This window comes from Pseudarthrobacter sp. NKDBFgelt (assembly GCF_046097905.1).
GTDB classification, from domain to species: domain Bacteria; phylum Actinomycetota; class Actinomycetes; order Actinomycetales; family Micrococcaceae; genus Arthrobacter; species Arthrobacter polychromogenes.
In genome coordinates this window covers 12,733-38,186 of the sequence record NZ_JBJURL010000042.1, presented here as the reverse complement: position 1 = coordinate 38,186, position 25,454 = coordinate 12,733, and the positions used below count along the sequence as shown (strand labels likewise).

At 65.5% G+C, this 25,454-nt stretch carries 24 protein-coding genes; 14 read left to right on the top strand and 10 right to left on the bottom strand.

The window, feature by feature from the left end; all coding sequences use genetic code 11:
• The 4 genes from ACKAE7_RS12615 to ACKAE7_RS12600 all read right to left on the bottom strand — a co-directional run.
• Window positions 1–2,133: ATP-binding cassette domain-containing protein (locus tag ACKAE7_RS12615; protein WP_408979368.1), on the bottom strand; the 2,133-nt coding region annotated here is incomplete at its 3' end.
• On the bottom strand, window positions 2,130–2,684 hold the full coding sequence (locus ACKAE7_RS12610) for a hypothetical protein (protein ID WP_321202315.1): 555 nt from the start codon (window positions 2,682–2,684) through the stop codon (window positions 2,130–2,132). The genes ACKAE7_RS12615 and ACKAE7_RS12610, both read right to left, overlap by 4 nt.
• A gap of 124 nt (window positions 2,685–2,808) precedes the next feature.
• Complete coding sequence (locus ACKAE7_RS12605; RefSeq protein WP_191035712.1) at window positions 2,809–4,080, bottom strand: SLC13 family permease; 1,272 nt, start codon at window positions 4,078–4,080, stop codon at window positions 2,809–2,811.
• Window positions 4,081–4,082: 2 nt separating this feature from the next.
• The gene (locus ACKAE7_RS12600; protein WP_191035711.1) at window positions 4,083–4,829 is read right to left on the bottom strand and encodes a GntR family transcriptional regulator; all 747 of its coding nucleotides are present in this window, start codon (window positions 4,827–4,829) and stop codon (window positions 4,083–4,085) included.
• Between the two features lie 75 nt (window positions 4,830–4,904).
• Here ACKAE7_RS12600 and ACKAE7_RS12595 point away from each other — a divergent pair, with 75 nt between their 5' ends.
• Window positions 4,905–5,762 carry an amidohydrolase family protein gene (locus ACKAE7_RS12595; protein ID WP_408979367.1) on the top strand — a complete coding sequence of 286 codons (858 nt, stop codon included), beginning with the start codon at window positions 4,905–4,907 and terminating at the stop codon, window positions 5,760–5,762.
• Window positions 5,763–6,047: 285 nt separating this feature from the next.
• Here ACKAE7_RS12595 and ACKAE7_RS12590 read toward each other — a convergent pair whose 3' ends face one another.
• Entirely contained in the window at window positions 6,048–6,521 is a 474-nt protein-coding gene (locus ACKAE7_RS12590; RefSeq protein ID WP_191035709.1) for a GNAT family N-acetyltransferase, read from the bottom strand.
• A 225-nt stretch (window positions 6,522–6,746) separates the two neighbouring features.
• Here ACKAE7_RS12590 and ACKAE7_RS12585 point away from each other — a divergent pair, with 225 nt between their 5' ends.
• The 5 genes from ACKAE7_RS12585 (at window position 6,747) to ACKAE7_RS12565 (ending at window position 12,116) form a co-directional block, all read left to right on the top strand.
• Entirely contained in the window at window positions 6,747–7,883 is a 1,137-nt protein-coding gene (locus ACKAE7_RS12585; RefSeq protein WP_408979366.1) for an alpha/beta hydrolase, read from the top strand.
• A 71-nt stretch (window positions 7,884–7,954) separates the two neighbouring features.
• Complete coding sequence (locus ACKAE7_RS12580) at window positions 7,955–8,851, top strand: helix-turn-helix transcriptional regulator (RefSeq protein ID WP_188813560.1); 897 nt, start codon at window positions 7,955–7,957, stop codon at window positions 8,849–8,851.
• A 166-nt stretch (window positions 8,852–9,017) separates the two neighbouring features.
• Window positions 9,018–9,581 carry a cyclophilin-like fold protein gene (locus ACKAE7_RS12575; protein ID WP_190613859.1) on the top strand — a complete coding sequence of 188 codons (564 nt, stop codon included), beginning with the start codon at window positions 9,018–9,020 and terminating at the stop codon, window positions 9,579–9,581.
• Between the two features lie 50 nt (window positions 9,582–9,631).
• A complete protein-coding gene (locus tag ACKAE7_RS12570; RefSeq protein WP_408979365.1) occupies window positions 9,632–10,903 on the top strand; it encodes an MFS transporter in 1,272 nt (423 codons plus the stop codon).
• Between the two features lie 67 nt (window positions 10,904–10,970).
• Window positions 10,971–12,116: a PQQ-dependent sugar dehydrogenase gene (locus ACKAE7_RS12565; protein ID WP_408979364.1), complete on the top strand. Its 1,146-nt coding sequence runs from the start codon at window positions 10,971–10,973 to the stop codon at window positions 12,114–12,116.
• 60 nt (window positions 12,117–12,176) lie between these two features.
• Here ACKAE7_RS12565 and ACKAE7_RS12560 read toward each other — a convergent pair whose 3' ends face one another.
• Window positions 12,177–13,163 carry an aldo/keto reductase gene (locus ACKAE7_RS12560; RefSeq protein ID WP_408979363.1) on the bottom strand — a complete coding sequence of 329 codons (987 nt, stop codon included), beginning with the start codon at window positions 13,161–13,163 and terminating at the stop codon, window positions 12,177–12,179.
• Window positions 13,164–13,426: 263 nt separating this feature from the next.
• Here ACKAE7_RS12560 and ACKAE7_RS12555 point away from each other — a divergent pair, with 263 nt between their 5' ends.
• The 4 genes from ACKAE7_RS12555 (at window position 13,427) to ACKAE7_RS12540 (ending at window position 16,463) form a co-directional block, all read left to right on the top strand.
• Window positions 13,427–14,287 carry a phosphatidylinositol-specific phospholipase C/glycerophosphodiester phosphodiesterase family protein gene (locus tag ACKAE7_RS12555; RefSeq protein ID WP_408979362.1) on the top strand — a complete coding sequence of 287 codons (861 nt, stop codon included), beginning with the start codon at window positions 13,427–13,429 and terminating at the stop codon, window positions 14,285–14,287.
• Between the two features lie 42 nt (window positions 14,288–14,329).
• Complete coding sequence (locus tag ACKAE7_RS12550) at window positions 14,330–15,370, top strand: hypothetical protein (protein ID WP_408979361.1); 1,041 nt, start codon at window positions 14,330–14,332, stop codon at window positions 15,368–15,370.
• Window positions 15,371–15,548: 178 nt separating this feature from the next.
• The gene (locus ACKAE7_RS12545; protein WP_408979360.1) at window positions 15,549–16,022 is read left to right on the top strand and encodes an SRPBCC family protein; all 474 of its coding nucleotides are present in this window, start codon (window positions 15,549–15,551) and stop codon (window positions 16,020–16,022) included.
• A gap of 264 nt (window positions 16,023–16,286) precedes the next feature.
• Window positions 16,287–16,463, top strand: a complete 177-nt coding sequence (locus ACKAE7_RS12540; RefSeq protein WP_408979359.1) for a hypothetical protein — start codon at window positions 16,287–16,289, stop codon at window positions 16,461–16,463.
• Window positions 16,464–16,479: 16 nt separating this feature from the next.
• On the opposite strand, the gene ACKAE7_RS12535 is transcribed toward ACKAE7_RS12540, so the two are convergent.
• Window positions 16,480–17,475 (bottom strand): alpha/beta fold hydrolase, encoded by a 996-nt coding sequence (locus tag ACKAE7_RS12535; protein ID WP_408979358.1) that lies wholly within the window; start codon window positions 17,473–17,475, stop codon window positions 16,480–16,482.
• Window positions 17,476–17,483: 8 nt separating this feature from the next.
• Window positions 17,484–18,845, bottom strand: coding sequence for a type III glutamate--ammonia ligase (glnT, locus tag ACKAE7_RS12530; RefSeq protein ID WP_191035698.1), 1,362 nt, complete (start codon window positions 18,843–18,845; stop codon window positions 17,484–17,486).
• A 171-nt stretch (window positions 18,846–19,016) separates the two neighbouring features.
• Between glnT and ACKAE7_RS12525 the strand changes: the two genes are divergently transcribed.
• Window positions 19,017–19,721: a TetR/AcrR family transcriptional regulator gene (locus tag ACKAE7_RS12525; protein ID WP_408979357.1), complete on the top strand. Its 705-nt coding sequence runs from the start codon at window positions 19,017–19,019 to the stop codon at window positions 19,719–19,721.
• A gap of 124 nt (window positions 19,722–19,845) precedes the next feature.
• Window positions 19,846–21,345 (top strand): ammonium transporter, encoded by a 1,500-nt coding sequence (locus ACKAE7_RS12520; RefSeq protein ID WP_408979356.1) that lies wholly within the window; start codon window positions 19,846–19,848, stop codon window positions 21,343–21,345.
• On the opposite strand, the gene ACKAE7_RS12515 is transcribed toward ACKAE7_RS12520, so the two are convergent.
• On the bottom strand, window positions 21,314–22,234 hold the full coding sequence (locus tag ACKAE7_RS12515; RefSeq protein ID WP_408979355.1) for a peptidase: 921 nt from the start codon (window positions 22,232–22,234) through the stop codon (window positions 21,314–21,316). The two genes, ACKAE7_RS12520 and ACKAE7_RS12515, sit on opposite strands and share 32 nt — an antisense overlap.
• Before the next feature lie 724 nt (window positions 22,235–22,958).
• Between ACKAE7_RS12515 and ACKAE7_RS12510 the strand changes: the two genes are divergently transcribed.
• Window positions 22,959–23,093: a hypothetical protein gene (locus tag ACKAE7_RS12510; RefSeq protein ID WP_268238380.1), complete on the top strand. Its 135-nt coding sequence runs from the start codon at window positions 22,959–22,961 to the stop codon at window positions 23,091–23,093.
• Window positions 23,094–23,189: 96 nt separating this feature from the next.
• Window positions 23,190–23,534: a hypothetical protein gene (locus ACKAE7_RS12505; protein WP_191035695.1), complete on the top strand. Its 345-nt coding sequence runs from the start codon at window positions 23,190–23,192 to the stop codon at window positions 23,532–23,534.
• A gap of 61 nt (window positions 23,535–23,595) precedes the next feature.
• Here the strand turns inward: ACKAE7_RS12505 and arsA are convergent, their stop codons facing one another.
• Window positions 23,596–25,359 carry an arsenical pump-driving ATPase gene (gene arsA, locus ACKAE7_RS12500; RefSeq protein ID WP_408979354.1) on the bottom strand — a complete coding sequence of 588 codons (1,764 nt, stop codon included), beginning with the start codon at window positions 25,357–25,359 and terminating at the stop codon, window positions 23,596–23,598.
• Window positions 25,360–25,454: the final 95 nt, after the last annotated feature.

Below are 25,454 nucleotides of genomic sequence, written 5' to 3'. Positions count from 1 at the left end.
TGCGTCCTGCGGGAGGGCCGCGGCGAGCAGCGGCCAGCAGAAGGCGGCGAGGGCCAGGAGGTTTGCCGCGCCGAGGATAGCGAGTTCGGCGCCGCGCGGCAGCCGGATGCGGTGGGGCTTTCGTTCTGCGCTGTGGGTCTCTGATTCGCTGCCCCTCGGTTCCGGTCCGGCAGCTGCAACCCGGGGGAGCGGGAGGGGCGGCTCGGGTTCTTCGGCCGGTGTTGAGGAAGGTGCGACGCCGTCACGCATTGGCAGGATCCGGGCACCGAGGCCGTGGGCAAAGTCGTGGTCGTGCGTGGCGATGAGGACCGCCGCGCCGGCGTCCGCCGCCGCACGCAGTGCCGCCGCGACTGCCGCCCGTGCCGAAGGATCGAGCCCGCGGGTGGGCTCATCGATCAGGAGCACCTGGGGATCGTCCATGGTCTGCAGCGCGATGGCCAGGATCCTGCGCTCGCCGGCAGAGAGGTCCCGCGGATGTTCGTGGCCGATGGGGATCGTGACGTCGCCCCGCAGCCGGGCCAGTCGCGACGCGGCAAAGCCGGGTGCGGGCTGTCCGCCGTTCTTTCGGCGGGCAAGGCGACGCTCGGCCGCGCGCAGCTCGCCCGCCACAGAATCCCTGGTGAAAAGATCGTCAGAGGCGTCCGGCACCAAGGCGACGCGGCCGCCGTCGAGCATGGTCGCACCACCCATTCCTTCACCCAGAGCCAGGGCAACCAGGAGGGAGGACTTCCCGGCTCCGTTCGGGCCCACCAGGGCCACCAGTTCACCGCTGTGCAGGGTGAGGGATGCATGGCGCACCAGGGTGTTGCCCTTGCGGTGGACGGCGAGGTTTGTTGCCGTCAGCACCGGGGCGATGTCAGCTGGCGGAGAAGGGATCTGCTGAGCCTCGACAGGCTGCGAAGTTGACGGCGCGGCAGCCGGAACCCCTGCAGTTGGAATCAATGTGCCGTCGTCTATTGTCCACCACGAGTCGGCAACGGGGACGAGCGCTGACGCTCTGTGCTCGGCCACGATGACGCAAACGCCGGCGTCGCGGGCGAGGGCTTGGAGCACGGCGATGACGTGGCCGCGTGCGGAGGTGTCGAGGTCGGCCAGGGGCTCGTCCACCAGGAGCAAAGCCGGATTTTCCACGACGGCCGCGGCGATTGCCACGAGCGTTGCCTCGCCCGCAGAGAGGGTACTGACGTTCCGGTCCAGCAGCGCTGTAACCCCGATGCGCTCGGAGACCTCCAGCACCCGGACCTTGGCGGTGCCGGACGCCACGCCGCGCAGTTCAAGGGCCAGGGAGATCTCGTCCCGGACCTTGGTGGTGGCGAAGGCGGCGCGGGGATTTTGGAGCACGACGCCGACCCCGCGGGCGGTATCCCGCGGCGGCGTGGCGGCACGGTCCGCACCGGCGACGCGCACGGTGCCGGAAACTTCGCCACCGTCCACGTGCGAGAGGAGGCCTGCGATGCCCCGCAGGATGGTGGACTTCCCGGAGCCGGTGGGCCCTGTGATTACCGTGATGGAGCCGCCCCGCGGCGTGAACTCCGGGACGCTCACCTGTGCGTCGCCAATGCGGAACTGTGCGTCGCGCACCAGAAGGGGGCCGCCGTCGTCGTTCTTGGAACGGTGCTCCGCCCGGCTCCCGAAGCCGCGCAGCTCCAGGGCGGCGGCAACCCTGCCCGCGTGCTCAAGGGTGCGCTCGAGGACGGGCACCAGGGCGCGGGGGCCGAAGCGTTCGCCCCGCAACCGGAACGCCAGGCGGACGGAGGTCACGGCGTCGGACAGCGCGGGGAGCGCCGCCCAGGCCACCACAAGCATCCGGCCGATGCCCTGCATGGGGCCGCGGCGGGCCAGATGCACAAACCCGCGGGCCACGTCCACAAAGGCGTTGAGCAGGCCGAAACCCAGGAACATCGCGGCAATCGGCAGGGCGGACAGGACCGCCGCCCACAGTCCGGGTCCGCTTACCGGGCCCAGGAAAACCACATGGGCGTACGGGGCAGGCAGGCGCATGGCCGGCAGGTCCAGCAGGACCGGCTCGCCGATGCCCGCCCCGTTGAAAAGGATGCGGTAGATGACCCGCGCCACGATGAAGACGACGGCGAGAGCCGCCGCGGCGCGTAATGGCGCGGGCCGGAAGGTCATGCCGCGGGGGTGGCCGGTTCGCCGTCGACCGTGAAGAGGAGTTCCAGGCTCTCGCCGGGGCTCACCTTTAGGGTGGCGAGGCCTTCCTGGGCGTAGGCCCACTCACCGGAGGCCGGCTTGACCCAGAGTGCCCAGTAGGCGAAGGCGGCGGGCATGCTGCCGCATTCTTCGCGGTACGTGCCCTCCTTGTGGGTGATATCGAAGTCCGCGGCGGGCACACCGTTCACCCGGCACACCAGTTCGGTGGGGTACTGCGTGGTGCCCTCGGTTTCCACGTCCGCCTCTTCGAGGATCTCGGCAGCGACCGCGGGCTCGTCCACGGGCACGCACACGGTGGTGTCGGCGGCTTCCTGCTTCAGGGCGCCCGAGTCGACGATGACCTTCACGCCATCGCAGGGAGCGTCGGCGGCGCTGGAGGTCGCGGCCGACGGCGACGGCGCGGAGGTGGTTGGCTGGGTGGCGGCCGGCGCGGAACAGGCGGCGAGGGAAAACAGGAGACCGGCGGCGGCGAGGGAGCTCGCGGCGGCGGTGCGCATCTTAGTCAAAGTCACCTGTTAAGGGTAGGGCGTTGCCCGGCAGGATCCGGAGGCGGCCGCGTTTTGTGACGCCATCCGTCGACAGGAACGACGGCGGGGAGTCCCGCCGTCGTTCCTGTATCTGCAGTGTGTCGGGGTGCTAGATCACGACGAACAGGAGCCAGGCCAGCAGTGGTGCTGCGACGATCATGGACATTCCCCAGATCATCATGCCGCGGAAGGTTTGTTCGCGCTTTTCTTCCTCAGTGTTGGCGACGACGAGTGCGCCGCCGGTGGAGAAGGGGCTGGAATCGACGGCTGACGCTGCGATGCAGAGGGCGATGACGAAGCCCAGGACACCAACGGAACCGGTAGTGAGCAGGGGTGCTGCCAGGGGGACAAGCACAACGAACATGGCGTTGGTGGAGGCGAAGGCCGATACCACCCCTGCCACGACCAGCATCATGAGCGCTGCCAGCAGGGGGGTGCCGATTCCGGCGACGGAGTTGGCGAGTTCTTTGATGACGCCTGCGGTTTCGAGCATGCTGATATAGGTGACGATTCCGCCGATGAGGAGGATGACGTTCCAGCCGATGTGCCCGAGGGCTTCCTTGGAGTGCTGCGGGTAGAGGGCCGAAAGGGTCACCGCGGCGGCAAGGGCGAGGAATCCGACGTCGAGCTTGAAGCCCAGGGCGCCGACAAGGATGCTGGTCATGAGCACTACGGTGACTATTTTTTGGCCGGTCCAGGTAGCGGTTTTTGTGATGGTTGCGGTGCCGCCGCCGAGGTAGGAGGTGGTGGGGTCAGCTGTGTCTTCTTCGCGTCCGCGGCGTATCAGTTCGGGTCCGCCGAGGAGGATGAACGCGACGGCGTTGATGACTACGTTGGCGATGAAGGTCCAGAGGAAGAGCTGGCCGGCGTCGACTGAGATGCCGACTTTGTCCAGGACGCCGTCCACGATGTTGTAGTAGACGGCGATGGGGGAGAACCCGCCGGCGTTGGTGCCGTTGATGATGCACAGGCCCACGAGCAGTGGGTTGATCCTGTAGCGCTGGGCGAAGGCAAGGCCCACGGGGATGAGGATGGCGTTGGTGGCTGCGGAGAGTGCTCCGGAGCCCGTGATGATGGCGGCGAGGATGAAGAATACCCATGGGACAAGGGCAACCCGTCCCCGAACGGCACCCACAGCGCCTCCGACGATCTGGTCGATGGTGCCGTTGGCCCGGGCCATGCCGAAGAGGTAGGTCACGCCCAAGAGTGTGATGAGGAGACTGCCTGGGAATCCGGAGGCGATTCCGGAGGCTGTCTGGCCGAAATACAGGACGCCGAGGAGGAAGGCGACAACCAGGGCCACAGCGCCCATGTTGATTTTTCGCCACATTGAGAGGCCGAAGATGAGGACAAGGCCGGATACGGCCACGAGTTCTTGCATGGCTAGTTGATCTCCACTTGGTATCGGAATGAGGACGCCAGCCCATGGGACTCGCGGTACTCGGCGACGTCGCCGGTGTGGGTGCGCGCGGTGCGGTTGATTTTGACGAGGGGGTCCCCGCTTATGCAGTTCAGGAGTACGGCCTGGCCGTCGGTTGCCTGGGTGACCGAAAGTTCCTCGGTTGCCGAGCCGATGATGAGCCCGATCCGCTTTTCGTATTCCGGATACAGCAGGCTGCCCAGCTCATCGAGGCTAATCTCAGCGATTGGCTGAAATTGCGGCAGTGGGAGCCAGATGTTCTCGATCAGGAAAGGGGTGTCCTGCCACAAACGAAGACGGTGCAGGTGCAAGACCGCAGAATGTTCCTTGACGTTCAGGGCAGCGGCGACGTGGGCGGGCGCGTCCTGCGTGTTCCGCTCGAGGATGCGGCTTCCGGGAGTCTGCCCGGTCCCTCCCTGCATCCGGAAGAAACGGAAGAGCGAGTGCTGGAAGGTGGCGCGGCGCACGTACGTGCCGCGGCCCTGATGGCGTTCCAGAATCCCGTCAGCGGCGAGTTCGGCAAGGACACGCCGCAGCGTTCCCACTGAGATGGCGTAGGCCTCCGCCAGCGCGGACTCGGGCGGCAGGGGTGTGGTGCTTCCCCATTCGTTGGCCCGGACGCGCCGGATCAGGTCGTCTTTGACCCGTGCATGAAGAGGCAGCCGCTGATCGGTCTGAGCCAAAGCCGGGGAGCTGGAAGCTTGTGTCATGCCTCACAGCGTAGAACAAATTCCTTTATAGGTCTAGTCCTATAAAGGTTTAATGGTTTCCGGTAGGGTAAATGCATGAATGAAATGCCCGCCGCGTGGATTGACACCCACGCCCACATTTTTGAGCCTGGATTGCCTACTGTTGCAGGTGCGCGCTACGTGCCGGCCTATGCCGCTCCCCTGAGCCGGTACCTGGCCGTCCTGGCCGCCAACGGTGTGGCACGAGGCGTTCTGGTTCAGCCCAGCTTCCTCGGTTCCGACAACAGCTACCTCTTGGCAGCACTGGCTTCAGCTCCGGCTGCACTCCGGGGAGTGGTTGTAGTTTCGCCGGACCGGGTGGATGCCGATCTTTCCCCCAGCCGAGTGCGTGACTTGGACGCTGCCGGGGTCCGGGGGGTCCGCCTGAATCTCATCGGACAGCCCCTGCCGGACCTCTATCTACCTGAATGGAAAGCCGCGGGCCAATCAATGGCCAGGCATGGCTGGCATTTGGAAGTTCAGGCCTCGGGGACGCAATGGTCCGCCCTGGCGGCCGCGCTCAGTAACTGGCCCTCGAAGATCGTCATCGACCATCTCGGTCTGCCTCATGCCCAGAACCCCGGGGCTATCCACGCTGTACTGCAGCTCTTCAGCCAGGCCCACGTCTGGGTCAAGGTGTCAGGGCCCTACCGGTCCTCACCGCAGGAGGCTGCCGACATGTTCGCCAGGCTGGTAAAGAATGGCTCAACGGACCGGCTGGTTTTCGGCAGTGACTGGCCCTTTACGCGGCACGAAGACCAGGCCTACGGCAACATTCTTGAATGGGGCCGGGCGCTGGCAGGTGAGGAGCTTTTTGACCGGATGATGACAACAAACGCCCAAACACTCTTCGGGTGGGCTGATCCCACCACTTGCCGCCGCGCTGAACCGGCGCTCCAAGGCCCCCGCGACTGAAAGGGCAGGCGGGGCGGCAACGGCTGCAGGAGAGCAGCATCCAACCGACGCGGACGACGTCGGAGTGTCCAATGTGCCGGAAGTCGCATGCGCGCTCACCATCGGCGAACGCGCAGCATCCGCCCGCCTTGGAGAAACCCACGCGCTGACCACGTCCCTGCTGCGGCACTTGATGCGCTACAGGCCGGCGCCATCGGCTGGCAGCACGTGCGCATGCCTGACCGCTGTGCCGCCTGACATTCCGCGCTGTCTTTTCGGTCTCCGCGGCGCCCACACGAGTGCTTCCTACAGGCGGAGCTCCATAAAGACGCTGTTGGGGTCCAGGACGTAGCCAGCGAACGGCGGGCACTCAGTGAAGCCGTTCCGGGCATACAGGCGGCGCGCGGGGGCGAAGTAGTCCTCGGTTCCTGTCTCAAGGTAGAGACGCTCGAGGTTCCGGGCGCGGGCATCGTCGAGGATATGGCGGAGCATGAGGGTGGCTACGCCCCGTCCGCGGGCGCTTGCCGTGGTGCGCATCGACTTGATCTCGCCGTGCACCGGCCTGCCGGAAGCGGAATCCAGGAGCTTGAGTGCGCCGCATCCCAGCAGCCCGCCGTCCTCGCGGGCGGTCCAGAACGTAATCGACGGCGCGGACAGCGCGGAGTGGTCCAGGGCGTGGACGCTTTCGGCCGGGGACGTGGCGAACATATCCGCCAGGTGTTCGCTGAGGAGCTGATGGACGTCGCCGCGTGCGGGGTCGTCCCGGTCAATGGAAATCATCGGCTCTAATGTACCGGCTGGATCGGCGGACTCCGTGACGCCACCAACCACGTTCGGTTCGCGGCAGGGCCTCTCTCGTTGAGTGACCAGTTCGTGAGTACCCATGGGGGCTCTGGCAGAACCAGCCTCAGCAGGGACTCCCGTTGGCCGTTCCGGCCGTGGTGTGCTCGAAAGGACGACGAAGTCCAACCACATACGTAACCGACAATCCCAAGGATGAAGACGATGAGCACGGACTGCAACGGAAACAACACCACGACTCAGGGAATCCAGGCTGGCGTGTCGCGCCGCAACATCATCAAGCTGACAGGTGCAGGCGCGGCGGCCATCGGGCTCTCCAGCGCGGCAGGGCTGGCAGGAGCCGGGCCGGCCTTCGCAGCACCGACTGTTTCGCCCAAAGACCTCGAACCGGGCGACACCTCCAACGGCGCGGACAACTTCTACACCAGCAACCAGGTCACGGTGAAGAAGATCTCGTTCAAGAACAAGTACGAGATGAAGGTCGTCGGCAACCTCTTCGTCCCCAACAACCTGGACCGGGGGACCACCCACCCTGCACTGGTGGTAGGCCACCCCATGGGCGCCGTGAAGGAACAGAGCGCCAACCTCTACGCCACCAAAATGGCGGAGCAGGGCTACGTCACGCTCTCCTTCGACCTCTCCTTCTGGGGAGAGAGCGCCGGCAAGCCCGGAAACTCGGTTTCGCCTGACATCTATGCCGAGGACTTCAGCGCCGCCGTCGACTACCTGCGGGCGCAGGCCTTCGTTGCCAAGGAGCGCGTCGGGGCCATCGGGATCTGCGGCAGCGGCAGCTTCGTGATCAGCGCGGCAAAGATCGATCCGAGGATCAAGGCGATCGCCACGGTGAGCATGTACGACATGGGCGCCGCCAACCGCGACGGACTCAACAAATCCGTGACCCTGGAACAGCGCAAGGCCTTCATCGCCACGGCAGCTGCCCAGCGCGACGTCGAGTTCGCCGGCGGCGCGATGGAGTACACCGGCGGCACACCGGATGAGCTCACGGCAGAGTCCACCGCTGTGGACCGGGAGTTTTACGACTTCTACCGGACCGCCCGCGGCTACCACCCGAACACCACCACGCACCCGGCCCTGGCCACCAACACCAAGTTCATGAACTTCCATCCGTTTACCGATCTGGACCTGGTCTCACCGCGGCCGCTGCTGTTCATCGCCGGTGACCAGGCGCACTCAAGGGAGTTCAGCGAAGAGGCCTACCGGCTCGCCACCGGACCCAAGGAACTCTTCTGGGTTCCCGGAGCCGGCCACGTGGACCTTTACGACCGCACCGGCCTGATCCCCTTCGACAAGCTCACGGACTTCTTCCGTACCCAGCTCTAGGAAGGGGGCTGCGGGGGAGGGGTACTGGAAGGGACTCCCTCACCTGCAAAGCTTGGCCTAGCGTGGAAAGCATGGACAACCGAGCAGAAGTACGCGAATTCCTCGTTTCGCGACGCGCCCAGGTTTCACCCCAGCAGGTTGGCTTGCCTGCCGGGGCGAACCGGCGCGTGAAGGGTTTACGCCGCAGCGAAGTAGCAATCCTTGCCGGTTTGAGCGTTGAGTACTACACGCGCCTGGAGCGCGGCGCGATCAGCGGCGCCTCTGGCCAGGTGCTGGAGAGCATCGCCAGGGCTTTGCGCCTGGACGACGCCGAGCGGGCCCACCTGTTCAACCTCGCCAGCGCGGCCAGCCCGGCTGCCCGGCCGCCGCGGCGCCGGACGTCCAAGTCCTACGTGCCGCATCAGAGCCTGCAGTGGGCGCTTGATGCGATCACGGCCGGTCCCGCGTTCGTTCGTAACGGCCGGATGGATTTGCTGGCGGTCAATCCCTTGGCCCGGGCGTTTTACAAGGACTGCTACGATATGCCCGGCCAGTCACCGAACATCGCCCGGTTCACGTTCCTGGACGAACGTGCCCAGCAGTTCTACCCGGACTGGGATGCCTTCGCCGAGGTGACCGTTTCCATCCTGCGGACGGAGGCTGGCCGGGACCCCCATAACAAGGAACTCCACGACCTCATTGGCGAGCTGGGAACCCGCAGCGACGAGTTCCGCCGACGCTGGGGTGCACACAATGTCCGCCATCACGGCACCGGGTTCAAGACCTTCAACCACCCGGTTGTGGGCGAAATGACTCTCGCTTTCGAGGGGCTGGAGATGGCCGCCGAACCCGGGCTGACTCTCACCATCTACACCGCGGAGCCGGGGTCGGCGTCGGCTGAGCGCATGCAGCTGCTCGCCTCATGGGCGGCCAGCGAGTATGGACATTCCGTCCGGGCTGCATCCGAAAAGACCGGGACGGACGGCTGAGGGGCGCCGGCCACCAGGAACGAAAGAACGGCCGACGGCGGGCCTCACCGCGGGGGTCGCGTAGGGGTCCCTCCCAGTACCCCTCACAACAGGGGCTCCTGCACTTCTCTGCCAGCTGCTTTGCTGGAAGGGACCAAATTTTCGTGAGTGGAACGGACCATCTGCAATGCACCTGAAGACATTGGCCCTGGCTGCGATGTGCGTACTGGCGTTGCCCCTGGCCGGATGCAGTACCCCTTCGAACGGTCCGGCCTCCACCACTGAACCGCCGTCCTCCACTACTGAGCCGCCGTCCTCCCCGCTGGAAACTTCGACGGCGGCCGGCGGGTCGTCGTCTCAGCCTTCACCGGTCCCGTCCTCAGCGGCTGCTGCAGACAGCACCCCGATCACCATCGACGTCGGTGGCGAGACCGTGACAGGGACCCTTTCCAGCAACGCCACTGCACGCTCCCTGATCGGGCAGCTTCCCTTGACGCTCTCCTTCAGGGACTACGGCGGGCAGGAAAAGATCGCAGAGCTGCCGGAGGCGCTTTCGCTCGACGGCGTTCCCGCCGGCGACAGCGCAGAACCACTGGCCATCGGCTACTACGCGCCCGATCAGGCCCTGGTCCTCTATTACGAGAGCGTCGGGTACTCCCGCGGAATTGTGCGGATCGGATCGTTCGATGACCTCGCGGCGATCCGGGACCAAACAGGCTCTTTTACCGCCAGGCTGGCTCCCGCTAACTGAGCGGGATGACACGGCTGCTCCGAAATTTTCCACAAAAGAACGGAACCGTTTTGACTCGAGCAACCCTTGAGGATGGCGCCCGCGAAGCGCCCATCGACGCCCTGCCCTCCGAAAACATCAGCATTACTGAAGAAACAAAGGATTGGGCCCCGGCAAGCGATCCTGCCGTACCTGCCGGACGCTTCCCTTGGGCGGCCCTGCTGGTCATGGCCTTGATGGGATTCCTCCTGATTGCCACCGAGACCATGCCCGCCGGCCTGTTGCCCCAGATCGCTTCGGGACTCGCCGTTACCGAGGGAACTGCGGGGCAGTTTGTCAGTGCCTATGCTTTGGGAACAGTCGTTGCGGCCATGCCCGCCATCGCGTTGACCCGTGGCCTGCGCCGGAAGCCTGTTTTCATCGTCGGGATTCTCGGCTTTCTAGCCGCGAACCTCATCACGGCATTCTCCACGGACATTGCCCTCTCCCTGGGAGCCCGGCTCCTGGCCGGTGCGTTCTCCGGCCTGCTGTGGGGGATGACTGCCGGCTATGCCCGGCGTATCACCGCTCCGCACCAGGCCGGCCGCGCCTTGTCCGTGGCGTCTGTTGGAACCCCGGTGGGCCTGGCAGTGGGGACGCCCTTCGGCTCCTGGCTGGGTACGACGTTCGACTGGCGCTGGTCTTTCGGCGTGCTGGCAGTCCTCACGGTGGCCACCCTCCTGCTGGCGGTCTTCCTGGTCCCGGACGCGCCCGGACAACGGCCCGGGTCACGCGCATCCCTGGCACGGGTCTTCGCCATCCCGGGCGTGGCGGTTGTCCTCGGCGTCATCGTCAGCTGGATGCTTGGGCACAACATCATGTACACCTACATTGGCTCCTACCTCCGCGGGGCAAGCCTTGATCTCCCGGTGGACATCGCGCTCATGACGTTCGGTGCGGCCGCGATTGCGGGGATCGCCATCACCGGCGCCGTGATCGATAAGGGCCTCCGGCGCCTGGTCCTGCTCAGCCTCGGAAGCTTCCTGGTGGCCGGTGCGATCTTCATCGTTGGCCACGCGTCTTACGTGGCAGTCCTCGCCGCGATCGTCCTGTGGGGCATCGCCTTTGGTGGCGCGGCGGCACAGTTGCAAACGGCCATCAGCGCTGCAAGCGGGGAAAACGCCGATGTTGCCAACTCAATGCTCGGCGTCGCGTTCAACCTGGCGATTTTTGCCGCGGGTGTGGCGGGCGCCGTGGTGATCAGCAGCCTTGACGGGATGGTCCTGCCGGCCGCCCTGGTGGGACTTGCCGCCGTCGCGCTTGCTATCTCTGTTGCGGGACGCCGCACGGCATTTCCCAGGTAGCCAGCAAAGCGGCGCTTGCCGCAGCATTACTGCCAACAAACATCCTCAAACGCATCAGGAGAAAGCCTTGAAAGCCACCCGCACGCCAGTCCTGTTTGCACTCACCATCGGAGCGGGCCTGCTGCTCTCGTCCTGCACCACTACGCCGCCCGCAGCACCCCCAACGCCGGCCTCAACGCCGGCCTCAACGCCGGTTCCGTCCCCGTCCCCCTCCTCAGCAGAGACATCGGCGACGGCGGGAAATTCCACCCCGACGGGCACACCCCAGGCCGTGGCCACCGGGCTGGAGGCTCCCTGGTCCGTGGTGTTCCGCAACGGCACCCCGCTGGTCAGTGAGCGGGACAGCGGGCGGATCCTCGAGCTCAGCCCTGACGGCACCACGCGCGCCATCGGAGACATTCCCGGCGTGGCGGCTGTGGGGGAAGGCGGGCTGCTGGGCCTGGCCGTGGACAGCCAGGGCCGCCTGTACGTGTATTCCACCGGGACGGACGGAAACAGGCTCCAGCGCTTCGACGTCACCGGAGAACCGGGATCCTTGGCGCTGGGACAGGCCGAAATGCTCCTCGACGGCATTGGCTCCGCGAGCTATCACGACGGCGGCCGGATCGCCTTCGGGCCCGATGGCATGCTCTACGTCGCGATTGGCGATGCAGGCCGGCGCGACAGTTCACAGGACCTCGAAGCCCTGAACGGGAAGATCCTGAGAATGACCCCCGACGGCGGCGTCCCCGCCGACAATCCCTTCCCGGACTCGCTCGTCTACAGCTACGGGCACCGCAACCCCCAGGGCCTGGCCTGGGCGGAGGATGGCACCATGTTCGCCACCGAGTTCGGGCAGAACACCTGGGACGAGCTGAACATCATCACCGCGGGCGCCAACTACGGCTGGCCGACCGTTGAAGGGATAGCCACCACAGGGGACTTCACCGACCCCGTTCAGCAGTGGGAGCCCACCGAGGCCAGCCCCAGCGGAATGACCCACATTGACGGGACGCTGTTCATCGCCAACCTGCGCGGACAGGTCCTCCGGGCCGTTCCCGTGGCCGACCCCTCGACGTCGACCACCTACTACGACGGCGAATTCGGCCGCATCCGCGACGTCACGGAGGCTCCGGACGGGAAGCTCTGGTTCGTCACCAACAACACCGATGGCCGGGGCAGGCCCGGTCCTGATGACGACCGCATCCTCAGCGTGGAGCTGACCCGGCAGTAGTCGAGATGCCCACGCGCTGCCGGGCGAATCGGCAGCCCTACAAACGGGACACCAGGCGGGTCAACGCCCCACCAGGCCCATGTGAAGGTCGTTGTAGCGGTTTCCCTGCACCCCGATTCGGCTGGCAAGGGCATTAAGATCGGCGACTTCATCGGCGGACAGCGCGACGGTGGACGCCGCTGCGTTCTCCTTCACGCGCTCGCGGCGACGGGTTCCGGGGATCGGCACAATCCACGGCTGCTGTGCCAGGAGCCAAGCCAGTGCGATTTGCCCGGGGGTGCAGGTCTTAGCGGCGGCGAGTTCCGCCACGTACTGCACCAGTGCCTGGTTGGCGGCGCGGTTCTCGGGGGTGAAGCGCGGGATGGTGCCGCGGATGTCACCTTCGGCGAATTGCGTGGATGTATCGACGGTTCCGGTGAGGAAGCCCTTGCCGAGGGGGCTGAAGGGCACGAACCCGATCCCCAGCTCAGCCAGGGCGGGCAGTACCTCCGGCTCCGGGTCCCGTGTCCACAGGGAGTACTCGCTCTGGACGGCTGTCACCGGAAAAACGGCGTGGGCTGCCCGGATGGTCGCGGCGGAGGCCTCTGACAGCCCGAAGTGGCGGACCTTGCCAGCCTCAACGAGCTCACCCACAGCACCGGCAACCTCCTCAATCGGCACGTTGGGGTCGACGCGGTGCTGGTAAAAGAGGTCGAGGGTGTCTACGCGCAGCCGGCGCAGGGACTGCTCCGCGACGCGCTTGATCCGGTCCGGCGAACTGTCCAGCCCCACGGACCTCCCGTTCTCGATCCGCCACCCGAACTTGGTCGCTATGACGACCTCGTCGCGGACCGGGGCGAGTGCTTCGCCGACGAGTTCCTCATTGACGAAGGGGCCGTATACCTCCGCTGTGTCGAAGAAATTGATTCCTGTCCCGACGGCGTCGCGCAGTACGCCAATCATTGCTTGGCGGTCCCCGGGGTTGGGTCCGTAGCCCTGGGACATGCCCATGCAGCCAAGGCCAACGGCCGAAACCCGCAGCCCCTGTCCGAGTGTTCGCGTATGCATGAAGTCTCCCTTGTTTATCTGCTGGCACGTTTGTGCACGGTCTTCCTCCAGTCAACGGCCTATTGGACGGATGAGGGAGTGTCTGGTGGAACGGGTACTGGCAGGGCCTGCCTCCCCCTCTCCCTGCCATGTCCCTCGCAGTTCACTTGCCAGCAACCCGCCGGCCCCGAAGCGTTCTCCCGCAACCAGCAGTCTTTTCACGCCACCTTTGCCCGGCACCCAAACAGCCGGGCGGACATTCCAGCTGTACGTAGGAGTACTCCGTGTTCGTGAAAAGCACCCTCGCCGCCGTCGTTGTCCTCGCCTCCCTGGCGGGAACAGCGGCAGCCCCGGCCCAAGCCGAGGCAGCCAAGCAGGCTCCCGTCGTCGTGGGCCAGCCCCTCGCCCAGGCCCATGCGCACAACGACTACGAGCATGAACGTCCCCTGTTGGACGCGCTCGAGCACGGCTTCACCAGCGTCGAAGCGGACGTGTGGCTGGTGGACGGCGAGCTGCTGGTGGCCCACGACCTGGAGGACGTCCAGCCCGGCGTCACGCTCGAAAGCCTCTACCTTGACCCGCTCCAGGACCTGGTCCGCAGCCAGCCCGGCCACAGCGTTTACCCGCACTGGGTCGGCAGCCTGCAGCTCCTGATCGACATCAAGAGCGACGGCGAAGCCACCTACGCCGCCATCGAGCAGGAACTCGCCGAGCACCGCGACATCATGAGCCGCTACACCAACGGCACCACCAAGACAGGACCCGTCACCGCGGTCATCAGCGGCAACCGCCCGTTGGCCACGATGCAGGCACAGGAGAAGCGGTTCAGCTTCTACGACGGCCGTTCCGCCGATCTCACCACCGGCAAGCCCGCCGGCCTGATGCCGCTGGTCAGCGACAACTGGACCAAGCTCTTCACCTGGCAGGGCGTCGGCCCCATGCCGGAAGCCGAGCGCGCCAAGCTCCACGCCTATGTTGCCGAGGCGCACACCAGCGGCTACCGCGTCCGCTTCTGGGCCACCCCGGACCAGCCCGGCGCAGCACGGGAGGCCATCTGGACCGAACTCGCCGGCGCCGGCGTGGACCACATCAACACCGACGACCTCAAGGGTCTGCAGCAGTTCCTCACCGCCCGCACGGCCTAAGCCACGTCATCATCCGCTCCCAGCAGAATCAGGAACACACCCATGCCTTCAAAGACCTTGAAAACGACGACGGCGGCAGCCGTCCTGGCGCTCGGCCTCCTTGCATCCCAGCCCGCCCACGCGGTGGGCAACTCCTCCAACGGCGAGGCGTTCACCTTCGGCGTCATCGGCGACATCCCCTACGGCGATGCCGAAGTCGCCAAGTTCCCCGCCCGCATCCAGGACATCAACGCCGATAAGGACCTGAAGTTTGTCACCCACGTTGGCGACATCAAGAACGGCTCCTCGGTCTGCTCGGACGAGTACTTCAGCACCATCCGCACCCAGTTCGACACGTTCACACACCCGCTGGTCTTCACCCCGGGCGACAACGAGTGGGTGGACTGCCACCGCACCAACAACGGCGCCTACAACCCGCTGGAGCGGCTGGACACGCTGCGCGGAATTTTCTTCGACCAGCCCGGTAAGACACTGGGCGCCACCATGCCGGTCAAGACCCAGGAGGAGCGTGGGCTGCCCGAAAACGTCCGCTTCACCCAGAACCGGGTGGCCTTCTCCGTGTTGAACATCCAGGGCAGCAATAACTCCCTGCAGCCATGGACCGGCCTCGGCGAAACCACGGCCACGCCGGAGCAACTCGCCGAAGTGGACGCCCGGACGGACGCCGCACTGGACCAGATACGCGGCACGTTCGCCGATGCCGAGCGCCGCAACGACCGCGCCGTGGTGCTTATGACGCAGGCCGACATGTTCGACCCCTCACTGCTCGCCGCGGCCACCGTGGACCCGGAGATCATGTCCGGGTTCCGCGAGATCGTGGCGGCCATCATCGAGGAGACCAACAGCTTCGATGCGCCGGTGTACCTGATCAACGGCGACAGCCACGTTTTCGCCGAGAACCAGCCGCTCGCCGCCGGCTCACCCTGGCTGGAGGTCTATGGTCAGACTGCCGCGGACAACCTGCAGCGCATCACTGTTGACGGTTCCGCCAACGCCACGAACTATGTGCGCTTCTCCGTCGCGGGCAACAGCGACGCCGGCGCGGACGTCCTGAGCTGGGAAAAGGTCCCCTTCAGCTCGTAGGCAGTAAACGCAAGCGGACGACGGCGGGTGACTCCCGCCGTCGTCCGCCGGGGAATTGCGAGGGTCTGGACACAGGCATCCGCCGGATTTATCGTGCAAAGGTGGAGGCTGCCTGACCGGCAGGAGGGCAAGTTCTGCCGGTCCGCTGTTGCGGCCGTCCGTCATGAGGAGGCAGCAGATGGAACACGTAGAAGCGACCGTTGAAGTAGCAGTACCGGTGCGGACCGCATACAACCAGTGGACCCAGTTCGAATCCTTTCCGCAGTTCATGTCCGGTGTGGAATCCGTAACCCAACTGACTGACGCCACCAACCACTGGGTCACCAAGGTTGGTGGCATACAGCGGGAGTTTGATACCGAAATAGTTGACCAGGAGCCTGACGACCGGATCGCCTGGCGCAGCACCGACGGCAAGTCCCATGCCGGCATCATCAGGTTCACGCCGCTGGATGCCAACCACACGAAGGTCAAAGTCCACTTCGAATGGGCACCGGAAACCGTCACTGAAAAGGCAGGTGCGGCGCTGAAGATCGACGAGATGCAGGTCAGAGCCGACATGCGGAAGTTCAAGGACTTCATCGAATCGCGGGGGTCCGAAACCGGCGGCTGGCGTGGCGAAGTCAAGGACAGCGGCCCCGCCGGGCAGCTCTAACAACAGAAAGCGGACGACGGCGGGTGCCTCGCGCCGTCGCAGCCAGTCATGCGACAGCACACAGTGGAAACATCCGACGCCGGCCGTCAAACTCAGCAAGAGCCCGCTTCCGGACCCTGCCTTCCATGCGGTGGTCCATGCCTTGGCGATTTCCACGCGCAAGGGCCGCGCGTGGAAAGGCACAGTGCACAGTGCGGTGAAGGAACTCGCCCTGCTGGACGGCCACCGGCTTCCTGCAGAGCGCTACGCCGGCATTCCCGTCCCGTGCTTGTGCTCTTCGGTTCCGACAGCGACGATTTCTGTTCGGTGATAGCCCAGGCCCTCTCCGCCCAGTTGTTCGACGGCCGCTGCACGGCGGTGCCTGGAGCGGATCACGGTGCGCTGGACAGGGCGCCCCGGACGCTGATTTTCCAGCTTACGGAGTTCTTCGCCCACGGGTAGTAGTTCTGGCATTTCGTCAGCCATCAAGAAGCTGTCGCATGGCATCGCCGATCTGATCCGTTTCCGCCCCGCGGATTCCGGGCCGTCCGGCGATGTGCCCAAGGTTGGATTGGAGCGGGCGGAATTCGGCTCCGGGGATCAAATCGGCTTCGATCCTGCTGTCCGCTTCGGGGAAATAGAGGTCGGAGGTGCTGGGCATAACGATGCAGCGCGCCCGGATCCGCCCCAGTGCCGCCTCGAACCCACCGCGTGCTGGCGACCCTACGTCGGCCCGCTGCCATGCGCCCAGCACGGTCAGCAGGTTGTTGGCATCCATGTGCTCGTGATCGTCTGCCCAATCGTCGAGCACGTGGCCAACGTCGCTGTAGCCGAGCTCCCGGTAAGTGCCGTTCCGGAAGAACTCCTGGGAGTACGCCCAGCCGGCATACACCGTCCCAAACGCCCGCAGTCCGCTGACAGGCGGGGAACTGTACCTGCCGCCGTCGTACGCCTGGTCAGTGGTCAGCGCAGCTCTCACGCCCTCAAGGAAGACAAAGTTGTGCGGTGAACAACGGGCTGCCCCGGCAACCGGAAGGATGGCGGAGACCATCTCCGGGAAGCGGACAGCCCATTCGTACGCCTGCAGGGCGCCCATGGACCAGCCGGCGACCATGCGGATGTGTCGGACTCCGAGGGCGGTGAGCAGGCGATGCTGCGCAATGACGTTGTCCGCGATGTCGACATCCGGAAAAGCCGCACCCCTGGTCCCGGGGGAGGCGTAAGAGGGGGAGGTGGACAGGCCGTTGCCGAACATGTTGACGGCGACGATGAACCAGCGCTCCGGGTCCAGGATCCTGCCCGGGCCGATCCAGGGTTCGTAGCTTGCGTGAGTGCCGGTGTAGTAAGAGGGGAGGAGTACGCAATTGTCCCGTGCCTCGTTGAGTTCCCCGTAGGTCTTATAGGCGAGCTTGGCGTCCGGCAGGTCCGGGCCGGAGACCAGCCCGAACCTGCCGAGTGCGAATTCCTGGTGCACGGGACCCCTTAGAAGAACTTCAGGTACCGCTTGGTCTCCCATTCGGAGACGTGGGCCTGGTATTCGTCCCACTCCTGCCCCTTGTAATCGATGTAGGCGTTGTACATCGACTCGCCGAACACATCGCGGGACAGGCTGTCCGCCGCAAACTCCTCGACGGCCTCGCCAAGGCTCCGGGGGAGCAGGCCCAGGCCGTTCTTCAGGATCTCTGCTTCCGTGTAGTTGTACATGTTCTCGGTGTGCGGCGCCCCGGGATCGAGGTTCTCGCGGATGCCTTCCAGCCCTGCCGCGAGGATGATGGCAGCACCGAGATAGGGGTTGCAGCTGATGTCCGCTGCGCGGCACTCCACCCGGCCGCCCGCCAGGGGCACGCGGATCATGTTGGTGCGGTTGTTGTTGCCATAGCTGACGAACACAGGCGCCCAGGTGGAGCCGGACATGCTGCCCTTGCGGACCAGGCGCTTGTAGCTGTTGACGGTGGGGGCGATGACGGCGCAGATGGCGGGTGCGTGCTTCAGGACGCCGGCGATGAACTTGTAGCCGAGTTCCGAGATGCCGCAGCCGCGGGGGTCGTCGTCGGTCTCGAAAAGGTTGACGCCGGTTTCCGCGTCGGCAAGGGACATGTTGAAGTGGGCGCCGGAGCCGCTCCGGTCGGCGAAGGGCTTCGGCATGAACGTGGCGAAGTACCCGTGCTTGCGGACCATCTCGTTGGCCATGAGCCGGAAGAACACTGCCCGGTCTGCCATCGTGAGGGCGTCCGAGTACTTGAAGTCGATCTCGAACTGTCCCTGGGCGTCCTCGTGGTCGAAGGAGTAGACGCCCCAGCCCATGTCGTTCATTGCCTCGACCATCTCGGTGAGCCAGTCGAAGTTGTCCAGCGCGGCCGGGGCGGTGTAGCAGGGCTTGCTGAGGTTGTCCCGGTCGCTGACCTCAACAGGGCCCCCGGGGGTGTCCTTCAGGACGAAGAACTCGGTCTCGATACCCAGGTTGAAGGTGAATCCCAGCTCCTTGGCGGCTTCAAGCTGCCGCTTCAGGATGTTCCGTGAAGCCGCCTCGAAGGGCTTGCCCTCGGTGTAAAGGTCGCTGGCGAAGTAGGCCACCTCCTTGCGCCAGGGCAGCTGTACGGCGCTGTCCAGGTCGGGAATGGCCGAGAGTTCCTCGTCGCTGATGTCCTGGGGGAGGCCATCCAGGGCGGCGCCGGTGAACAGTTCCGAGCCGGCGGCCATCTGCGGCAGGTGCGAGAGCGGAACGAACTTCGTCTTGATGTTGCCGTGCAGGTCGACGAAGCTCGACATTGCGTATTTGACCCCAGCTTCCCGGAGCTTCTGCTGCACTGTCTCAACTGCGGCCTGTGCTGTTTCCACACTCATGGTGTCTCCTTGTTCGTTCGCTTCGGCATCCTGGCCGACGCCTTTTCGATAAGTTATTGAAAGTCTGTCCACCGGCAATTTCGATAGAGTGTCGAAATTGTTTCACGCCCGTAAATCATTCGCAGATAGGCTCTGGGGTAGGTTCAGGAAAAGCGGGAGCAGAGGTATGAGATGACAAAGGATGCTGCACCATCGGCTGCAGGCCGGCCGCGGCTGAGCGGCGCCCCCACGGGTTCCCCGCGGCAGGACATCATCCGTGAGGCCACCGCGCTGTTCGTGGCAAAAGGGTACGCAGAAACCACCATGAGTGAAATTGCCCGCAGTGCCGGGCTGCGGCAGTCCTCGCTCTACTACTGGTTTGCCCGCAAGGAGCACATCCTCCAGGCCCTGCTCGAGGAAAACCGCAGCTCCCTGGCCCTGGCTGCGTCGCTGGAGGGGCAGTCCGGTCCGGCCGCACCCCGGCTGTATGCCGTCCTGCACGCCGATGCCATGCAGTTGTGCTCGGCGCCCCTGGACTTCTACGAGTTCGAGCGGGTGGCGCGGTCCCAGCCCCAGAACTTCGGCGCATTCTTTGACGACTACGCCGCGCTGCACGGGCTGACGGCATCAATTGTCCGGCAGGGTGTCGAGTCGGGCGAGTTCCAGGCTGTTGAGTCCGAAGATGCCGCCACGGCTGCGCTGGGTCTGAACGAGGGCCTCCAGCGGCACTATCGCCAGCCATTGCCGGGCCTGCGCTCGTATTCCGCGGAACAGGTCTCCGGGCTCAGCGCAGACACCACCCTCGCCCGGCTGCTGGCGGCCCCTGGCAAGTTGGCCGCTGTCCGGGCGGAGGCTGCGGATCTTACTGCCGGGTGGAACCCTTCTGCCGAAAGTTAATCCATCCGAAACGAATTCGATATGGCATCGAAAACGTCGGCTCCAAGAATTTAGATAGCGTATCGAAACGCTGGCGCCCCGCTCCCCGGGCGGCGTGCCCGTCACCTAGCCCTTGGAGATTCGTATGGACACTGCCACTTTCGCGGGCAACACGGCGTGGGTGCTCACCGCCGTCATTGCAGTCGCGTTGATGTTGCCCGGCCTGGCGCTCTTCTACGGCGGAATGGTCAGCCGCAAGACTGCCATGAACATGATGCTCATGGTGTTCGGCTCCTTCTGCGTCGTGGGCGTTCTCTGGATCGCCTTCGGCTACTCCGCCGTCTTCGGCAATTCCATCGGCGGGCTGGGCCTGCTGGGCAACCCGCTGGAGTTCGCCGGGCTGGGCCAGCTTCTGACCGCCCCTGACGACGCCGCCCTGCCGCCTCTCGCCCTGGCGGCTCTGCACCTGATGTTCGCGGGGCTGACAGCCGGCATCGTGGCAGGTGCGGCGGCAGACCGGATGAAGTTTGGCGCCTGGCTGGCTTTCGCCGGGATCTGGGCGAGCCTGGTCTATTTCCCGGTGGCGCACTGGGTGTTCGCGTTCGACTCGGCGGACGGCTCGGTCCGGGGCGGCTGGATCGCCAACACTTTGGGCGCCATTGACTACGCCGGGAGCACGGCCATCCACGTGAACTCAGGTGTGGCCGCGCTGGCCCTGGCTCTTGTGCTCGGCAAGCGCCGCACGTGGCCCGTGCAGCCCAAGGCCCACAGCCTGCCTCTGACCCTCCTGGGCGTCGGGCTCCTCTTCACGGGATGGATTGGATTCGACGGCAGCGGGCTGGGCGCTGCGGACAACAATGCCGCCGTGGCAGTCTTCAACACTGTCGCCGCCACCTGCGCGGGCGTCGTCGTCTGGCTCCTCGTAGAGAAGATCCGGGACGGCCACCCCACCACCCTCGGCGCCTCCTCAGGCGCTATCGCCGCCCTCGTGGCCATCACGCCGTCGTGCGGTGCCGTCACCCCGCTCGCTGCCCTGGCCATCGGCGGAGCCGCCGGCGCAGTCTGCTATTTCGCCGTTGCACTCAAGTACAAGCTCGGCTTCGACGACGCCCTCGACGTCACGGCACTGCACTTGATTGGCGGCGTGGTGGGCGGCCTCCTGATCGGCATCCTCGCCACACCGGAGGCACCCAGCGGCGCGACGGGGCTGTTCTACGGAGGTGGCTTCGAGCTCCTCGGCCGCCAGGCCCTGGCCATCCTGGCAGTCTTCGCCTACACCTTCACGGTCACGTGGGTGATCGCAAAGGTCCTTGACCTGACCATGGGCATCCGGGTTGCGGCGCCGGTGGAGGCGAAGGGACTCGACATCAGCCTCCACGCCGAGAACGCCTACGAAAACGGTGAAGACAAGGCTCACGCCCCGCGCGGCCACGCCGAGCAGCTGCACCACTTAGTGGGAGAGCGGTTGAGGAGAAGCCGGCGCCAACCGCCCGCTAAAACCTGTGGGGGACCGGCGGATCAGCCCGCTGTCAGATCCGCGGGACGCACTCGCCGGTCCCCAACAATGCCAGGCCGGCGCGGTCGCCGGCGCCGAAGTCCAGCTGCCCGCTGTTCTATTCGTACATCAGCTGGGTGGGGTCGTTGACGTGGTCCAGCCCGACGACATGCGCCAGCTCATGCATGATGACAGCCCGAACCAGGGCCTGCCCGTCGGGATAGGCAAGCGTTTCCGCGAGGCCCGGTGCGTCGAGGAGGACCTGGCCGCTGACGTACACATAGGGCTCGCCTGGCACCTGGATCGACGAACTGCCGCCGGTCCCCGCAACCCTCCCTTCCAGTTCCGGCGCTTCCCCAGGTGTGGACCACGCAACCAGGATCGGCGCCCACTTCTTGCCGTACCGGTCAGGCTGGTAAGCCTCGCGGTCTAATGACGGCGCCTCGGAGGTAGGCCCGTCGTAGACAAACTGCAGTCCGGTAGCAGCAGAAACCGCGGCTACGGACTCCCGGATGAGCTGCTCCGTACCCGGTGGTGCCAAATCCGGGCGGACCACGTAATGGACCGGGCGGCACGGGTCGTAGGCCACAAATGGTTGGTCAGGGTCAGGAGACTCCTGCAGGACGAACGCGGTAGACCCGGTGGTGGCAGGCGGGACGCCGAGCGGAGACGAAGCAGCTTCGATCCCCGGTGGAGGCACATCTGATCCGGGCAGGTGGGGCAGTGCAGCGGACAGGACAAACCGGTCGAAAAGTGTGGGAGTGAAGTAAAGCCCGATGACGAGCGCGAGGCCCAGGACCGTTGCTGACCGCGACCTCCACTTGCGGGTCCCTGCTTGTTTGATCCTGCGGTAGCCGCGTCTTTTCCCTGCCTTTGGTGCAGTGACTGTACGCCAGGGCTCGGGATCCTGCAGCTTCCCGAGGGCCTCATCGATCGCCCACTGGGGGATGCGCCCGCTCGGCGAACGCCGGACGCCCGGGATGTTCCGTCCACCAACAAACGTGCCTGGAAAACCCTTCTTGCCGAAATCCGGTACCACCGGCTGCCCCCTTGTGCCCCCAAACCCATCCCTGAGATAGGTTTGCTCAGCCTAATGGCTGGTTCCAGCCCCCGCCACAGGTGGGTTGGAGCGTTGCAGAGCATGGTCGTTTTGCGCCGCTACTCCTGTCCCAGTTGGACTGATCGCTTCCCTGTTGGGGGACAGCCGGCTAACCGCAGCCCTTGAGCCTCAAGTGCAGCCTCCAGAATGCGGACCGCTTTCGGACCGACCCCGTGCATAGCGAGTAATTCGCTGCGACTGCAGGCGGCCACCTGGACCAGCGAGCTGACGCCGGCCGCGAGCAGGGCGCTGTTTGCTGGGCGTCCGATCGGGGGTAGGTCACCGATCTGTGCAGGAGTATCCCGGGTGCTCATGTGGGCATGCTACCTCCGCGCCCAGGGCGTTTCACTCCAACAAACCCCCGTGGATGATTCCGGCCCATCTCCCTTTTTTTAATCCTCCGCAGGAAAATTCCTGTCTGCATGATGCCTGCAGTCACGTTTAGCCTGGAGTGGGACTGCGGTTTTATTTGGGAATTCCAGAGGACGTGAAACTGCGGGGGCAAGGCTCATTGTTGGAAAAGTGGCACAAAATTTTGGTGCGGCTCGGCGCGCAGCGGTGAGCGCGATGACGCCCGGAAACGCGCGGTTTGCGAAGGACTGGCGAAAAAAATAAAAGTAGGTATGGTACTGGGTAACGCAAAGCACAGAAAGGCGTGATTCCGATGTCCGGAAAATCCCCCAAAAGCGGCGCAGTAAAAAAGGCCGGCAAGACAATTCTCGAAAAGCGTGCCGATAAAAGGGCTAAAAACGAGAACAGCGAACTGAATTTCGCAAAGCCGCGCAAGAACCAGCGCTGACAAGCCCGCGGGCAGCCGGGAACGGAACTCCTAGCCCGCCCGGCTGCCCGCGCTCCACCCGTCTGCACCCCCCGTGCTCAGTTCCAAGGACACGCCATGAACTTCTCCTGCAACGCCCTGGTGGTTCCGGCCCGCCTGGCCCACCCGGTGCACCTCAGACCCCTGGTTCTGGACGCCACAGCACTCCAGCGAGTGGCTGCCGGAAACATCGGATACATCGCCGGCCGCGGCTGGCGCGCCTACCTGAACAATGACGGAAGCCGGTCCTTTCCCAACCTGCGGGCGGAAGTCCTCATCCGCGAAGCCGGCGTCGAGCCGGATGACACCATCCACGGAACGGCGCTCTTCCTGGGCTACGTGGACCCGGGCGAAGAGACGGACGCGCCCCACCACCTCATCAGCCTCGCTGAGCAACTGTTCGACATGCCGCTGGCTGCGTAAACGTTGCAGGAGGCAAGGCGCGACGGCGGGAGGTCCCGCCGTCGTCCTTTCCCACCTTTTGCTATACGCGCTCGCTGGTGAAAGCCGTCAGCGACGTCAGTTTCGCCTCGCCAATGGGCTCTTCCGGCAGCAGGGGAATGAGGGCAACCCGCTCCTCCAACGCCCGCACCTTGGTGATCTGGTCCGCCTCATGGACGGCGCGGGCCCGGAGGAACGGCGAGCGCGGGTGGGCGGCGGCGATGGAGTTGTTGATGACCCAGGCCCAGGGATGGATCCCGGCCCGTTCTAGGTCGGCCTTGAGTTCCTCCGCTTCCAGCACGGGCGTGGTCTCGGCCAGCGTCACCAGGATGACCTTTGTTCCCACCGGATCCTGGAGGCGCATCAGCGGCGTCACGAATCCCATCGAGTCCCCCACCTGCCGGGAAATCTCCCGGTGGTACGAACCCGTGGCATCCAGCAGCAGCAGCGTATGCCCGGTGGGTGCGGTGTCCATCACCACGAAATGCCGCCGGGACTCCTGGACAACCCGGGAGAACTGCCGGAACACCGCAACCTCGTCCGTGCAGGGCGACATCAGGTCCTCCGCCAGCGCCGCCCGGCCTTCGTCGTCCAGGCTCCGGCCCTTGGTGTCCATCACGTGGGCACGGTATTCCTGGATGGCCGCCGCAGGATCGATGCGGGAGACGGTCAGCCCCGCGACAGAACCGTGCAGCGTTTCGGAAAGGTGCGCCGCCGGATCGGTGGTGGTGAGGTGGACCGCGTGACCCCTCCTGGCCAAGGCAACCGCAATGGCCGCAGCCACCGTCGTCTTGCCCACGCCGCCCTTGCCCATGCACATCACCAGCCCGTGTCCGTCGGCCTCAATGCCGTCCACCAGCGCAGCGAGCGGTGCGTCCTCGATGTCAATGGCCGACGACGGGCCCTCCTCAGCATCCGCGCCCGCCGTGGGAGCAACCAGGGATTCGAGCGCCGGAATACCCACCATGTTGCCGGGTTTGAGCTCGAGGACGTCGCGGGGGAGCTCCGCGACCACCCCGGGAATGGCCGCCATGGCCGCGGCTTCCCGGGCACGCAAGGCCTTCGCCAGCTCCTCCTCGCCGGCGGCCTCGGGCAGGACGCCGTTTACCACCAGGTACCCGCCGCGGATGCCGATCTGGTTGAGCTCAAGGTAGGTCCGCTCCACCTCCTTCAGGGACGACGGCTGCGCCCGGGTCACCAGCACAAGGCGGGTGCGCAGGGGATCGGCGAGTGCCTCAACCGCCCTGGCATACACCTCCTTGTGCTTGTCCAGCCCGGACAGCGGACCCAGGCAGGACGGTTCCCCCGCGCCCGTGGCAAGGAAATCCGTCCATGAGCCGGGCAGCTGCAGCAGGCGGATGGTGTGGCCCGTCGGGGCCGTATCAAAGATGATGTGGCTGTACTCCGCATAGGCCGCATCGTCCCCGAGGAGACTGGTGAACTCGTCGAAGGAGGCCACCTCCGTGGTGCAGGAACCCGAGAGGCTCTCCGCAACGCCGGCCAGTTCGGTCTCCGGCAGGACTCCCCGGACGGGGGCGAGGATCCGCTCCCGGTAAGCCTCCGCTGCCTGTTCCGGGTCGATTTCCAGGGCAGAGAGGCCCGGCACTTCCGGAATTGCGGTGACGGTGTTTCCAACGGCCAGGCCGAAGACCTGACCGATGTTGGACGCGGGGTCGGTGCTGACCAGCAGCACCTTCCGGCCGGCCCGGGCAAGCGAGAGCGCCGACGCGCACGCCACGGAGGTCTTGCCCACCCCGCCTTTGCCGGTGAAGAACAGGAAGCGCGGCGGGTTGTGGAGGAACTTCATGCAAGCCAGTCTTTCAACACGAGGGGGACGGCCCCAGAGCCGAACGTCCCTGTACTCAACACACGCGGTACCCGACACACGCGGTACCCGACACA